12 protein-coding genes are annotated in these 13885 nt (G+C 33.4%); 5 read left to right on the forward strand and 7 right to left on the reverse strand.

Translation table 11 applies throughout. From position 1 onward, the window contains the following. Nucleotides 1-55: 55 nt before the first annotated feature. Both sucC and gyrB read right to left on the reverse strand, forming a co-directional pair. On the reverse strand, nucleotides 56-1216 hold the full coding sequence (gene sucC / locus ACFELY_RS04620; RefSeq protein WP_375333762.1) for an ADP-forming succinate--CoA ligase subunit beta: 1161 nt from the start codon (nucleotides 1214-1216) through the stop codon (nucleotides 56-58). A gap of 266 nt (nucleotides 1217-1482) precedes the next feature. Next, on the reverse strand, nucleotides 1483-3912 hold the full coding sequence (gene gyrB, locus ACFELY_RS04625) for a DNA topoisomerase (ATP-hydrolyzing) subunit B (protein ID WP_375333763.1): 2430 nt from the start codon (nucleotides 3910-3912) through the stop codon (nucleotides 1483-1485). Between the two features lie 170 nt (nucleotides 3913-4082). On the opposite strand from gyrB, the gene ACFELY_RS04630 reads away from it, so the two are divergent. Continuing rightward, nucleotides 4083-4961, forward strand: a complete 879-nt coding sequence (locus tag ACFELY_RS04630) for a TIGR01459 family HAD-type hydrolase (RefSeq protein WP_375329938.1) — start codon at nucleotides 4083-4085, stop codon at nucleotides 4959-4961. 232 nt (nucleotides 4962-5193) lie between these two features. On the opposite strand, the gene ACFELY_RS04640 is transcribed toward ACFELY_RS04630, so the two are convergent. From ACFELY_RS04640 to ACFELY_RS04650, 3 genes are read right to left on the reverse strand one after another with little or no spacing between them, the layout of a single operon-like run. Further along, the gene (locus ACFELY_RS04640; protein ID WP_375334136.1) at nucleotides 5194-5748 is read right to left on the reverse strand and encodes a phospholipase D family protein; all 555 of its coding nucleotides are present in this window, start codon (nucleotides 5746-5748) and stop codon (nucleotides 5194-5196) included. 48 nt (nucleotides 5749-5796) lie between these two features. After that, a complete protein-coding gene (gene lipA / locus ACFELY_RS04645; protein WP_341759364.1) occupies nucleotides 5797-6705 on the reverse strand; it encodes a lipoyl synthase in 909 nt (302 codons plus the stop codon). A gap of 13 nt (nucleotides 6706-6718) precedes the next feature. Then, nucleotides 6719-7714, reverse strand: a complete 996-nt coding sequence (locus ACFELY_RS04650; protein WP_375333764.1) for an Mrp/NBP35 family ATP-binding protein — start codon at nucleotides 7712-7714, stop codon at nucleotides 6719-6721. Between the two features lie 178 nt (nucleotides 7715-7892). Here ACFELY_RS04650 and hflK point away from each other — a divergent pair, with 178 nt between their 5' ends. The 4 genes from hflK (at nucleotide 7893) to ACFELY_RS04670 (ending at nucleotide 12378) form a co-directional block, all read left to right on the forward strand. Then, nucleotides 7893-8948 carry an FtsH protease activity modulator HflK gene (gene hflK / locus ACFELY_RS04655; RefSeq protein ID WP_375333765.1) on the forward strand — a complete coding sequence of 352 codons (1056 nt, stop codon included), beginning with the start codon at nucleotides 7893-7895 and terminating at the stop codon, nucleotides 8946-8948. A 6-nt stretch (nucleotides 8949-8954) separates the two neighbouring features. Beyond that, nucleotides 8955-9812 carry a protease modulator HflC gene (gene hflC / locus ACFELY_RS04660; protein WP_094649661.1) on the forward strand — a complete coding sequence of 286 codons (858 nt, stop codon included), beginning with the start codon at nucleotides 8955-8957 and terminating at the stop codon, nucleotides 9810-9812. Between the two features lie 77 nt (nucleotides 9813-9889). Next, nucleotides 9890-11425, forward strand: a complete 1536-nt coding sequence (locus tag ACFELY_RS04665) for a Do family serine endopeptidase (RefSeq protein WP_375333766.1) — start codon at nucleotides 9890-9892, stop codon at nucleotides 11423-11425. Nucleotides 11426-11622: 197 nt separating this feature from the next. Next, a complete protein-coding gene (locus tag ACFELY_RS04670) occupies nucleotides 11623-12378 on the forward strand; it encodes a rhodanese-like domain-containing protein (protein WP_375333767.1) in 756 nt (251 codons plus the stop codon). Between the two features lie 8 nt (nucleotides 12379-12386). Here the strand turns inward: ACFELY_RS04670 and ACFELY_RS04675 are convergent, their stop codons facing one another. Continuing rightward, the gene (locus ACFELY_RS04675; RefSeq protein ID WP_375333768.1) at nucleotides 12387-12956 is read right to left on the reverse strand and encodes a cell cycle transcriptional regulator TrcR; all 570 of its coding nucleotides are present in this window, start codon (nucleotides 12954-12956) and stop codon (nucleotides 12387-12389) included. A 197-nt stretch (nucleotides 12957-13153) separates the two neighbouring features. After that, nucleotides 13154-13867, reverse strand: a complete 714-nt coding sequence (locus tag ACFELY_RS04685; RefSeq protein ID WP_375333769.1) for an OmpW family outer membrane protein — start codon at nucleotides 13865-13867, stop codon at nucleotides 13154-13156. Between the last annotated feature and the right edge of the window lie 18 nt (nucleotides 13868-13885).

The raw sequence follows: 13885 nt of genomic DNA on the forward strand, positions 1-13885 counted from the left end.
TGTTTTGGCACTAAAGTTAAAAAATTATTTCGTAATAATGCCTAAGTTCATACAATTACTTTACCGCAGCAACAATTTTAACGGCAGCATCAGCTAAATCATTTGCAGCGATTATTTTTAAACCAGAATTTGCTAAAATATTTTTACCTAATTCAAAATTGGTGCCAGCTAAACGTACAACCAGTGGCACTTTAATACCAATCTCTTTTACTGCAGCAATAATCCCTTCAGCAATTATATCGCAACGCATTATACCACCAAAAATATTAACTAAAACTCCTTGTACATGCATATCTGATAAAATTATTTTTAGTGCTTCTGTTACTTTCTCACGATCAGCTCCACCGCCAACGTCTAAAAAATTTGCTGGTTCAGCACCATAAAGCTTGATAATATCCATTGTTGCCATAGCTAATCCAGCACCATTCACCATACAACCAATAGTACCATCCATCTTGACATAACTAAGACCAAGGCTATTTGCTTGCATTTCAAGAGCATTTTCTTCATCACTATCTCGCATATTTAAAATATCAGGATGTTTAAATAATGCATTATCATCAAAGTTAATCTTAGCATCAAGTGCCAATAAACTACCATCAGGTTTTGTTATTAATGGATTAATTTCAATTTGGTTAGCATCAGTTGCAATAAAAGCTTGATAGGTTGACTCAACAATTTTCATCATTTGTTTTGCTTGTTCATTTTTAAAGCCAAGCTTGTATGCTATTTGACGACAATGAAATGGTTGTATACCCGTTGCCGGATCAACTGATATTTTGATAATTTTTTGTGGGGTATTATGAGCAACCTCTTCAATATCTACACCACCTTCAGTAGAAGCTATAAAAGTTACTTTACTATTACTACGATCAAAAACAGCACTAAAATAATATTCTTTCAAAATATCACAGCCAGATTCAACATAGAGACGACGAACCTTCTGCCCAGCAGATGATGTCTGATGAGTTATTAGGTTAATTCCAAACATCGCATGAGCTGCCTTTTTTGCCGCTTCTTCACTTTTTACAACTTTTACACCACCAGCTTTACCCCTACCACCTGCGTGAATTTGGGCTTTGACCACATATATTTCTGCTTCTAAACCATCAATTAGTCTATCGATATCTTCTTTTTGCGATATCACAACTCCTGTAGAAGTAGGTATACCATACTGCTTCAAGATCATCTTTGCTTGGTATTCATGAATATTCATTTTTATAATTTTTTAAATAATTTAATCTTAGGTTTTTATATATCTATAAATATAACAGATTTTTATGATTTGCTAATAGCTATTTTCATTATTTTTGCAATATTGCTTATTTTTTCATTTCCAATAAATATGGATTGCCACGTCCTACTTGCGTGGTCTCGCAATGACATATATGCAACCTAAACGTTATTGCAAGGAGGCGTGAGCCGATGAAGCGATCCACTTTTAATCATCCTGTATCATTACTCCGTATCCTCTAATCTAGATTAAACATCTAAATTAATTACATTCAAGGCATTTGCTTGAATAAATTGTCTTCTAGGTTCAACAATATCTCCCATTAATGTTGAAAAAATTACTTCAGCACTATCTTGTTCATGTACTTTAACTTGCAATAAAGTTCTTCTTTGAGGGTCTAATGTTGTCTCTCCTAACTGATCAGAATTCATTTCTCCAAGACCTTTGAAACGCTGAATAGCTATACCTTTTTTTCCGCTTTCCAATATATAATTCATCAGCATACTAGGCAGTGTAATAATATATTCCTGGTTTTTAATTAATAACTTTGTTGGCTCAATAAATAAATCTGCAAGCGGAGTAAATGATTTGGTTAGCTGAATAAATTCAAAAGATTCAAGCTGTTCTTTTGATAAAATTTTACTTTCTTTTTGTCCCCGAACAAAGCGGAAAAATTCTATTTTATTGGTGCTAACTACAAATTGCCAATCTGTTTTATCAGGTGATATATCACCAAGATTTAAAATATTCAAGGCCTGGTTTATTTCATTTGTCTTATCTGCCGCAAATATTTGATTACCTAACAAGTCTTTGATAGCTAAACATTCTGCAATTTGACGATTAAATTTTTTGCCAACTTGATCAAGTAATGTAACGAACCGGATAGCTTTCTTGATTATCTCCTCAAGATCAGAACCACTGATCTCTCGTCCATTATACAACATAATTGTTGCATCACTAATAGTATTTTTTACTAAATAATCTTGCAAAGCTTGTTCATTTTTCAAATAAAAATCGTTATTACCTTTTTTCACCTTATATAAAGGCGGCTGGGCTATATATAAATATCCTTTATCAATTAATTGCCGCATATGCCGGTAGAAGAAAGTAAGCAATAAAGTTCTGATGTGCGAACCATCAACATCAGCGTCAGTCATAATAATTATTTTATTATATCTTAGTTTATCCAAAGAAAAATCTTCGTTACCAATAGCTGTCCCAAGAGCTGTTATTAACGTTCCTACTTGCTCAGAATTTAACATTTTATCAAATCTAGCTCTTTCAACATTCAGGATTTTACCTCGTAATGGTAAAATTGCTTGGAACTTTCTGTCTCTACCCTGCTTTGCTGTACCGCCAGCCGAATCTCCTTCCACAATAAATAACTCCGAAAGAGCAGGGTCTTTTTCTTGACAATCAGCAAGTTTTCCAGGCAAGTTTGAAATTTCCAGGGCTGATTTTCGACGAGTTAATTCCCTTGCTCTTTTGGCTGCTTCTCTAGCAGTTGCCGCTTCAATAATTTTATTAATAATTATTTTTGCGTCACTAGGATGCTCTTCAAACCATTCTAAAACCTTAGTATATACAGCATTTTCTACAATAGGACGGACTTCAGAACTAACTAATTTATCTTTAGTTTGTGATGAAAATTTGGGGTCAGGTACTTTTACTGATAAAATACATGACAATCCTTCTCTAGTGTCATCCCCTGTGAAGTTTACTTTACTTTTTTTATTGAGTCCAATATTCTCGGTATAAGTTGTGACAACTCTGGTAAGAGCTGCTTTAAAGGCAATAAGATGCGTACCACCATCACGTTGTCTTATATTATTAGTAAAACATAAAATATTTTCATGATATGAATCATTCCAATTCATTGCCAATTCAAAAGTAATCCCTGTTGCCTGATTATTAGTATTGAGTGATATACATTTATGTAATGAAGTTTTAGCTTTATCTATATATTTGACATAAGCTTCTACGCCACCAGTAAAGCAAAATTCTACTTCTTGCTGTTCAGCAAAACGGTGATCACTTAACAATATCCTAACACCAGAATTTAAAAATGCTAGTTCTCTAAGCCTATGCTCTACAGTAGCAAAATTAAACTCTATCATGCTAAAAGTGGTAATAGATGGGAAAAAAGTAATCTCTGTACCGCTTTTTTCTACTGACTCCCCTTTTAGGGTGAGTGATGTTTCAGTAGTTCCATCTCTAAATTTTATAAAATATTCCTTATTATCTCGCCAAATTCTAAGCTCTAACCATTCTGATAGGGCATTTACCACAGATACACCAACACCATGCAATCCACCAGATATTTTATAAGAGTTTTGGTCAAACTTACCTCCAGCATGCAATTGGGTCATAATAACCTCAGCTGCTGATATACCTTCTTCTTCGTGGATATCAACAGGTATTCCACGTCCATTATCCCGCACTGTTACAGAGCCGTTGGCATTTAGGATTACTTTAATTAGATCACAGTGACCAGCTAAGGCTTCGTCGATGGCATTATCAACAACCTCGTAAATCATATGATGTAATCCTGAACCATCATCAGTATCACCAATATACATACCAGGTCTTTTCTTAACTGCCTCAAGACCTTTTAAAACTTTGATGGAGTCAGCCCCATATTCTAATTCTGCTATTGATTTTTGTTGATTATCTGACATACCCTACATTAAATAAATAGATAAAAGATAACTATACAGCAAAATTACAGCAAGTGTATATTTTTCAAGCAGTTTATTAACAAATATTATTTTACTAAAAATATTTATTGTTTATTATTCAGTCTAACGTTAAATTATCTTATAAAAAAACTTATAGAGTGTATATAACAATGACAAAACTAAATGTTAGAAATGTTTCATCTGTAATGGATGATTATGATGTTTTTTTATTTGATCTTTGGGGAGTGGTAGTAGAAGGAAATCAGCTTTATCCTGGAGTAGTTGATAATATTAATAAAATAATTAAACAGCAAAAGAAGGTTTTTTTTGTTACTAATGCTCCGCGTAGTAGGGATTCCTTATTTAATAAAATTAATAAGATTTGGGGTATTAACGCAACGGAAGAAATGGTTTTTAGCTCTGGTGAAGTAGCAATTGATATGATACTAGAAAGTGATAAAAGATTTGGTATAAAAAATCCAGTGGTTTATCATCTTGGTTCAGAAGATAATGACCTTCTGAATGAATTGCAGATACCTATTACCACAAATATAAATGAAGCTAATATTTTTCTGTTAACGCTCCATCGCGATGAAAGAAAAGATTTAGATTTAGATGAGTTTGATGATTTATTTAAAACTGTAGTAAAAAGAAACATAATTACTATATGTGCCAACCCAGACCTTGGAATTGTGCAACAAGGCATACGGAGATATTGTTCTGGATATTTTGCGGCAAAAATAAAACAACTTGGTGGCGAGGTAATTTATAGCGGCAAGCCACATCTAGATATATATCATGCAGTATTAAAGCAACTACCCGATATTTCATTGAAACGTGTTCTCATGATAGGTGATACTTTCTTTACTGATATTTTAGGAGCAAATAACCTAGAAATTGACTCGGCTTTAGTATTAACAGGTAATGCAACAATATTTCATAGCCAATATCATACTATCGAGGAAAAATTACAACATTTGAAAATTGCCGCAACTGAGCAAGGAGTAATGCCAAATTTTGTTATTCAATTGACCACAAATTTATTATGACAATTTTTATAGTTAACCCATTAAGGTTCTAGACAGCCTTTCCTCTGTCACTGCGAGTAGCTATAGTCAATTCAGGAGAATTTGGGGCTAGGAACGATGGAGCGACGCCTATAAGTAATAGGCGAGCGACAAGTGACAACGTCACCAACTTCTCCTCAATTGACTATACCTTAGGCTACGACTACTCGCAATGATGTCTTGTACTTTAACTTTTTTTCCGTGAACGCTCACACTAATTCTTTGCTCGACGACTAAGCCAACTTTGCAAGTAAGTCTCTGCAATATCACTATTTTCTATTAACAAAATGTTTTCAGCATTCCTATTATCAGCCGCGTTAGTAAAATTGAAACTACCGGTAATCACCTTGCTTTTATCAATAATCATAATTTTGTTGTGAGCTATACCTGGTACTTTATCTATTGATACATCAATACCAGCTCGTTTCAATTCATGCATTTTAGAATATCTATCGTGTAAGTTACTACGATCTAATAATACCCTTATTTCAATACCGTTTTGTTTAGCTTTAATTAATTGATCCACTATCTTTTGTGAAGTTAAACCAAATGCTTGAATATAGATACTATCCTTAGCCTTAGATATTTCTTTTGCTATTAATGATCCACAACCAGATGGAGGGGTAAAACAAACATTCAAATTATCAGTTTCAGCATTAAAACTATGCCAAGAAGCTGTATCATTTATTTCATTATAGCCTACTCCGGTAGCAATACCGAGTAAAAATGATATTATCACTGATAATTTTGTATTATGCTTTTTAGATATTTTTTTCATTTTCTATAATGTTTACAGTAATTTTGGGATTTGATAGACTTATGCGGGAAGTCTAATATTATCCTTCAATTTTTGAAAATCCTCACCAGCATGATAAGAAGAACGAGTTAATGGACTGGCAGAAACCATTGAGAATCCTTTAACTTTGGCAACTCTTTCAAAATATTTAAATTCTTCTGGAGAAACATATCTATCAACTATAGCATGATTTTTGGTTGGTTGTAAATATTGCCCGATAGTTAAAAAATCAACTTTAGCTTCTCTTAAATCGTCCATTACTTGCATAATTTCATCGTTCGATTCTCCAAGACCAACCATCATACCTGATTTAGTAAAAATTTCAGGGTCTAATTTTTTTACATTATGCAAAAGACTTAGTGAATTGTAGTACCTAGCTCCTGGTCTAATAGTTTTGTATAAAGAAGGTACTGTTTCTACGTTATGATTATAAACGTCAGGTTTTGCTGATGCTATTATGTCAGCGGCTCCTTCTTTCTTAAGAAAATCGGGTGTTAAAACTTCAATTGTGGTACTAGGTGAAGCTAGTCTTATTTCTTTGATACAATTGGCAAAATGTTCAGCTCCACCATCATCTAAATCATCTCGATCAACTGAAGTAATTACCACATGTTCAAGTCCTAATTTCATCACAGCTTGAGCTAATCTTTGTGGTTCATGCGGATCGAGTAAATCAGGGCGACCAGTTTTAACATTACAAAAACGGCAAGCACGAGTACAAACAGAGCCCAGTATCATAACTGTAGCGTGTTTTTTTGCCCAACATTCTCCGATATTAGGGCAGGCTGCTTCTTGACAGACTGTGTTTAATTTTAAATTTTCAATTATCTTTCTTGTCTCATGATATTGATACGAATTTGGTGCTTTAACCTTTATCCAATCAGGTCTTTTTATAGCTGGCACTTCTTCTATTTTGATTATGTTTGACATATAATCCTACTTATTAAACAAATTGTTTTATTGGTAGTTTAATTATATCGGTAAGACTAATACTATTGTCACAATTATAGGATAATTTTGGTTCAATAGGAATCTTACAGATTAAGGGTATATTATATTCTTTGGCAAAATTTTCTCCACTATTGCCACTAAATATCTCGATTTTCTTTCCTGAACTTGCTTCAACTAAATAGCTCATATTTTCTATAATACCTAAAATTGGTAAATTAAATTTTTTGTATAAATCAATCGACCTAACTACGTCTATTGCCGCCATCTTTTGCGGAGTAGTTACTATTATTACTCCATCTAAGTGATAATTCTCTAAAATGCTTAAGTGAATATCACCAGTACCGGGTGGCATGTCAATAATTAAATAATCTAACTCCTGCCAATGAGTGATAGATAATAGCTGGTAAATGGTTTTGCTAGCCATTGGACCACGCCACACAATAGCAGAATTATTCTGAATAAGAAATCCAATAGAAATAATTTCAATGCCCCGCGATTTTAAAGGGGTCATTTTATTATACACTATTTCTGGCACATCACTAATACCAAATATTTGCGGAATTGATGGTCCATAAATATCAGCATCCACTATTCCTACCTTATATCCTTCCAGATTTAGCTGCTCGGCTATCAATGCGGTTATAGTAGACTTGCCAACTCCCCCTTTACCAGATGCCACCAATATTACCTTTTTTACTCCATCAATGAAATGCCTAATTTTTGGACTAGTCGATTTTTTAGATAAATTTTTGCTACTAGTTAAAACTATAGTGATTTTGCCAATATTAGCTATTTCATTTAATTTATTGATAGCTTTAATTTTTATTTCATCAACTTCCTTAGGATCCTTGCCAAAAATATCAATTGCAAATCCAATATTTTTATCCTTAATTACAATATTAGATATAATATCGATTAATTTCGTATTGTCACTAAAGGTAATACTGGAAATTTTATTTAGTATTTGTTGCTGGTTTATATCAATCATCTTTTTTAAATAAGGTTACAATAGGTTATTTTTTTGGTAACGAACTTGACGCAGTTAGAGATACAAGATATAATTAATTAGTTATCGCAGACCGCCTCCTAATTTATTTTATAAGGTATTAGTGCTAACTATATTTAGTGATATAATATACAAATTAACAAAATAGCAATAGCATAAAATGTTTAATCAAATTTTAAAAAAATCCCCTTGGGGAGATTCTGAAGAGGATGAAAAAGGTGAATATAATATATTTACTAGACCAAGGAAAAAAAATAAGTTTAATTTCCAGGAATTTTTTAATAATTTTGGTTTCAACAACAACATAATGATATTAGTGTGTTTATCATTAGTTGCCATTTGGTTTGCTTCCGGAGTTTATGAAGTTAAGGAGGGCGAAGAAGCAGCCGTAATGAGGTTTGGTCAATTTGTTCGCAAAGGGTCTCCTGGTTTGAATTATCACCTTCCTCTGCCATTTGAACAGGTAGTAGTTGAGAAGGTAAACCAATCTCGGAGAATTGAGATTGGTTATAGATCGGCAAATAACCTTAGATCTAATATGGATAATACAAAAGCTATAATGGCTGAAAGCACTATGCTTACGGGTGATGAGAATATTGTTGCACTAAATTGTGACGTAATGTGGCATATTAGCGATTTGGAAAAATATATTTTTAATATTGTCGATCCAGAAGAGTCGGTAAAAATAGTTGCTGAAAGTGCGATAAGAGAAGTGATCGGCAATACCCCTATCTCTTCAATATTATCAGACCAAAAACAAGAAATTACTAATAAAATTGAGGCTTTAACCAGGGAAATCCTTGTTCATTATAATGCTGGTGTTGAAATTGAAAAAGTACAGCTACTAAAAGCTGAGCCACCAGTTGAAGTAATCGATGCTTATAGGGATGTACAAACTTCTAAAGCTGATAAAGAACGGGAAATAAATCAGGCGCTATCCTATAATAATGATATTTTGCCTAAAGCAAGGGGTGAAGCTGCTAGAATATTGCAAGAAGCGGAAGGTTACAGGCAAGAAGTTATCTCAAAGGCTGAAGGGGATAGTAAGAGATTTGCTGCTGTCTATACACAATATGTTGCTAATAAATCGATAACTAAGGATCGTCTTTACTTAGAAGCTATAGAAAAAATTCTAACGGATACCAGTAAGGTTATTATGGGTACTAATGGCGTTTTGCCGCATATGGCAATTCAGCAAAATAAAATTAAGGAGTAGTACTGGATGAAGACAATTTATTATATAAGTTTTGTAGCTCTTGGATTATTCTTAGCAGTTATTAGTGCTTTGTTTACTGTTGATCAACGTTATTCTGCTGTGGTATTTCAATTCGGTGAAGCAGTAAGGACAATTGAAAAACCTGGATTAAATATCAAAATTCCATTTATTCAAAATGTTGAGTTTTTTGATAAACGTATCTTAAACGTAGAGGCAGAGGCAAAGGAGCTGACTGCTTCTGATGGAAAAAGGGTAATCGTTGATGCTTTTGCCAAATTTCGTATTACTGACCCTGTGATGTTTTATAAAACTGTTCATAACTACCAGGGCGTTAAAATTAGGCTTAATAAAAACCTAGAATCTTCAATGAGAAAAGTTATAGGTAGATTACCTTTAACTAGCCTTCTTACCAATGAGAGGTCTGAGATAATGTCAAATATCCTAAATCAAGTTAATCAAGAGGCAAGAAATTTTGGACTTGATGTAATTGATGTTAGAATTCTAAGAGCTGATTTACCGAAAGAAAATAGTGCGGCAATTTATCGCCGTATGCAAACTGCTCGTGAAAAAGAGGCAACTCAAATAAGAGCTGAAGGGCAAGAAGAAGGATCTCGCATAAGATCAAGAGCTGATAAAGAAAGTAAAATATTGCTTGCTGAAGCTTATATGCAATCTCAAATCATTAAAGGAGAGGGAGATAGGGAGTCAGCCAAGATATATAACCTTGCTTATTCTGTTGACCCAGAATTTTATAAATTCTATAGATCGTTGGAAGTATATAAAAATACTTTAAAGAAAGAGGATACTTCTTTTGTGTTGTCTCCAGAAGCCGAGTTATTTAAATATTTAAATTTGGGGAAATAATAGTTAATTGATGACGTTTGGTTTACATATATGTCATTGCGAGACTATGACGTTTTACAGTTAATTAAATAGATGATATGGTTCAAAATATTATTAAGTATAATAATTTACTAAAATATTTATTTATAGCTTTTCTGATGAGCCTATGGTTGGCATCATCTGTTTTTGCTGAAAATATTCCATTAAATCAAATTTCGTTAACTAAGGATGCTGCTACTGAGGAATCTAGTGTACCATCAATAAAAGCCTCTGAATCTCCTCGCTATAGTTTTGCCGATATTGTTGAGCCACTTATTCCAGCTGTGGTAAATGTTTATACCGTACAATATAGTCAAAAATCAGAAGATTTTCATAAAAAATCTTTTGAATATTTTCCGTTTGATTATTTAAATGAACTTTTGGAGCGTTTTAATTTACCTTTTAATTTTGATGAAATGTATTCAAATCCTAAATCTGTTCCCCTTGGTTCTGGTTTTATTATAGATGCGGCTGGTTTTATTGTTACTAATCATCATGTAGTTGCCAATGCAGATGAGATTTACGTAAAATTAACTGATAATAGAGAAATGTTAGCTAAATTAGTAGGTAGTGATCAAAAAACCGATCTTGCTCTTTTGAAAATTGAGGCAGAAAATCCTTTGCCTTTTGTAAAATTTGGGGATTCTGGTAAAGCTAGGGTAGGGGATTGGGTTATTGCTATCGGTAATCCTTTTGGTAGACTTGGAGGAACTGTCACTGCTGGTATCATATCTTCAAAAGGACGTGATATTGATAGTGGTATAGTAGATGATTTTATACAAACTGATGCGGCTATCAATAATGGTAATTCCGGTGGTCCAATGTTTAATATTGATGGTGAAGTTATAGGAGTCAATACCGTAATGTTCTCTCCTTCTGGGACTAATATTGGTATTGGATTTGCCATTCCATCTAATACCACCAAATCAATTATCAACCAACTAAGGCAAAATGGAAAAATTAATCGTGGTGGTCTTGGGATAATAATTCAAGAAGTAACTAACGAAATAGCTGAAGGATTTGGGTTAAAAGAAGCCTATGGAGCATTAGTAGTAGAAGTGCAAAAAGATGGTGCAGGTGAGAAATTTGGTATAAAGCCTGGAGATGTAATAATAGAGTTTGCTGGACAACCAGTAAAAAGTTCAAGAAGGTTACAGGTAATGGTTGCTGAAGCTACCGTTGCTCAAGAGGTAAAAATTGTAGTCGTACGTGATGGTAAGAATCACGAGCTAAGTGGTAAGATTAGTCAAGAAGAGGAACCAGAGGCTAGAATAGCAAGCGATAAGGTGAGTGATAAAACCTCTATTGTAAAAAATAATATTACTTTTAGTAATTTAACCGATAATTTTAAACAAAAATTCGCCATTGGCAATAAAGCTAATGGTATTATTGTAACTGATCTTGCTAAGGATGGAAAAAATTACAAATTTAAAATTGGTGATTTAGTAGTAGCATGCAATCAACAGGCGATAGCTTCTATAGAGCAGTTAAATTTGTTGTATGAAAATGCCAGAACTATGAAGAAACAAAATATAATCTTATTGGTACAGAGGAGGGGTGTTTCTATGTTTATAGCTTTGCCGGTAACAAATTAGATTTGATATTTTTATAAAAAGATGTCATCCCTGCTTGATTTAGTGTCAGCCCTGCTTCGGTGCGGGGTCTTAGATTCCCGCCTACGCGGGAATGACAATAGTGGATGGGAATGACAATTTAACTTGGAATTACAATAGTTGTGGGAGACTGTTGGAAATAAATATGCTTTTTAAATTTAAAAAATATAATGTTTACTATGGATAATAATGTTAAAATATCAGTATTAAGTTTTTATAGTTTTACTAAACTAGAAAATCTTGAAGTTTTGCTGCCAAAGATTTTACATCTTGGCAAGAAAAGAGGGGTTAGGGGGACTATTCTTTTAGCTCCTGAAGGGTTTAATGGTTCAATTTCTGGAGCAAAAGAACAGGTAAATTTTTTATTAGATGAAATTATCAGCCTTACGTTAGCGGAAGATGTAAATATTAAAATAAATTACTGTGATATTCATCCTTTTCAAAAATTGAGAATAAAGCTTAAAAAAGAAATTATTGCTATGGCAGTTGGCGATATTGATATTGCCAATCTTAAGGGAGAGTATATTGAAGCAAAAGATTGGGACAAGTTCATTAGCCAAAATAATGTGGTAGTAATAGATACTAGGAATGACTATGAAGTGTGTATCGGTACTTTTAAAGGTGCTATAGACCCAAAAACAGAGACATTTAAGCAATTTCCAAAATGGGTAGAACAAAATAAAGACCTACTTGTTGGCAAGAAAATAGCGATGTATTGTACCGGTGGAATTAGATGTGAAAAATCAACAGCCTATCTAAAGAAACTTGGTTTTAATGATGTTTACCATCTTAAAGGTGGTATCTTACAATATTTAGAAGATACCCATAATCATAGCAATTTATGGCAAGGAGAATGTTTTGTATTTGATGATAGGAGAGCTGTGGCAAGTGAGCTATCACCGGCTGAAGGGCATTGGTTGCAACGCGGTGATTGACTATAGTCCTATTCTTTAGAGGTTTTTTCTTCTTGTTGGGGTAAAAGTTTTGCTTGCTCAATATTCTTGTCTAATTCCACTTGGCTACAAATTCCAAGTAATACTGGATCACGTGGGCGAATATTCTTCATGTTCCAGTGACTACGATCACGAATAGCATCTATGGTAGATTTGGTAGTACCAACTAACTTAACAATTTGATTATCTAAAATTTCTGGACAATTTTTAAGTATCCAATATACCGCATCTGGTTTATCTTGACGTCTAGCAATAGGAGTGTACTTAGATTGTTGTTTTTTCTTGGTATTTATCAAATCGTATGCAACATTAACAGAAATCCTTAAACTACTAGTTGAATCTTTTGTACAACGTATGATTTCTTCTTTGGTTAATTGTCTGCCAGCGATTGGGTCTAACCCCTTAATACCATGAGATACTTCGCCATCAGCAATTCCTTTAATTTCAAACTCATGAATTCCACAAAAATCAGCTATCTGCTTAAATGTTAATGCAGTATTATCAATTAACCAAATAGCAGTTGCTCTAGGCAGTATAGGTAATTTCTGTTGTGAATTCATAGTAAACTAATATAATTAATATGTGATTTTCTAAAAAATATAATCTCTTCTAGCTGATAAGTCAACAATAGACTTTTAAATCGCCCTGATATAGTCAATTCAGGGGGATTTGGTGCTAGGAACGATGGAGCGACGCCTATAAGTAATAGGCGAGCGACGAGTGACGACGTCACCAACTTCCCATCAATTGACTATACCTAAAACCTAAAACCAACACCTATGGCAATCATTAGCGGATTAAACTTTACTTTAGAGGAGACAGACTTTTTTACTAAAGGAGATTTATAATTAACCTCGGTATTAAGAAAATACTTTTTTACATCGAAGTTAATCAATGTATCATCCTTAGCGTATAAATCAACCCCGACCTGTAATACAGCACCGTAACCATTTTTGACTGTACACCCTTTGGATTTATTGATAAAATAAGCTCCATGATAACCAACACCAATATAAGGTCTGATAGCACCAAAAGGAGCTATATGATATTGTCCTGTAACAGTCAATGGGATCATATAAAGAGATTTTCTCTTACCAACATCCTTTGGATTACCACCATAATTATAAGCCACATTCTGTAAACTACTATTTTTATTACGTAATACATCAAAACCTAAAGATAACTCTGCTGCAACATTACTAGCAAAGAATATTGACGTGGACGCATCTAAACCATAACCATTCTCGGCAAAGGTACCAATCGATACTGGATTTTTAGCAGTAGCCTTAGGAAAATCTGTTTGTTTTGCACTAGATTTTATCCCCACTGCTCTCATCTTAAATACTAGATTACCTTCATCCCCATAATAATCAGCATCATAGTCATTATTACCTGTATTATTAGCAAAGCTAGAAATACTAGCACAACTTACCAACAGAAATATCCCTAATTTTTTTGCAACTTTTATCATAACTACTAAACCTTCTCT

The sequence above is a fragment of the Candidatus Tisiphia endosymbiont of Xenochironomus xenolabis genome, assembly GCF_964264705.1.
Classification (GTDB): domain Bacteria; phylum Pseudomonadota; class Alphaproteobacteria; order Rickettsiales; family Rickettsiaceae; genus Tisiphia.

Coding starts and splice junctions, on each gene's coding strand:
- sucC (WP_375333762.1), bottom strand. CDS start 1,216: ATGAATATTCATGAATACCAAGCAAAGATGATCTTGAAGCAGTATGGT.
- gyrB (WP_375333763.1), bottom strand. CDS start 3,912: ATGTCAGATAATCAACAAAAATCAATAGCAGAATTAGAATATGGGGCT.
- ACFELY_RS04630 (WP_375329938.1), top strand. CDS start 4,083: ATGACAAAACTAAATGTTAGAAATGTTTCATCTGTAATGGATGATTAT.
- lipA (WP_341759364.1), bottom strand. CDS start 6,705: ATGTCAAACATAATCAAAATAGAAGAAGTGCCAGCTATAAAAAGACCT.
- ACFELY_RS04650 (WP_375333764.1), bottom strand. CDS start 7,714: ATGATTGATATAAACCAGCAACAAATACTAAATAAAATTTCCAGTATT.
- hflK (WP_375333765.1), top strand. CDS start 7,893: ATGTTTAATCAAATTTTAAAAAAATCCCCTTGGGGAGATTCTGAAGAG.
- hflC (WP_094649661.1), top strand. CDS start 8,955: ATGAAGACAATTTATTATATAAGTTTTGTAGCTCTTGGATTATTCTTA.
- ACFELY_RS04665 (WP_375333766.1), top strand. CDS start 9,890: ATGGTTCAAAATATTATTAAGTATAATAATTTACTAAAATATTTATTT.
- ACFELY_RS04670 (WP_375333767.1), top strand. CDS start 11,623: ATGGATAATAATGTTAAAATATCAGTATTAAGTTTTTATAGTTTTACT.
- ACFELY_RS04675 (WP_375333768.1), bottom strand. CDS start 12,956: ATGAATTCACAACAGAAATTACCTATACTGCCTAGAGCAACTGCTATT.
- ACFELY_RS04685 (WP_375333769.1), bottom strand. CDS start 13,867: ATGATAAAAGTTGCAAAAAAATTAGGGATATTTCTGTTGGTAAGTTGT.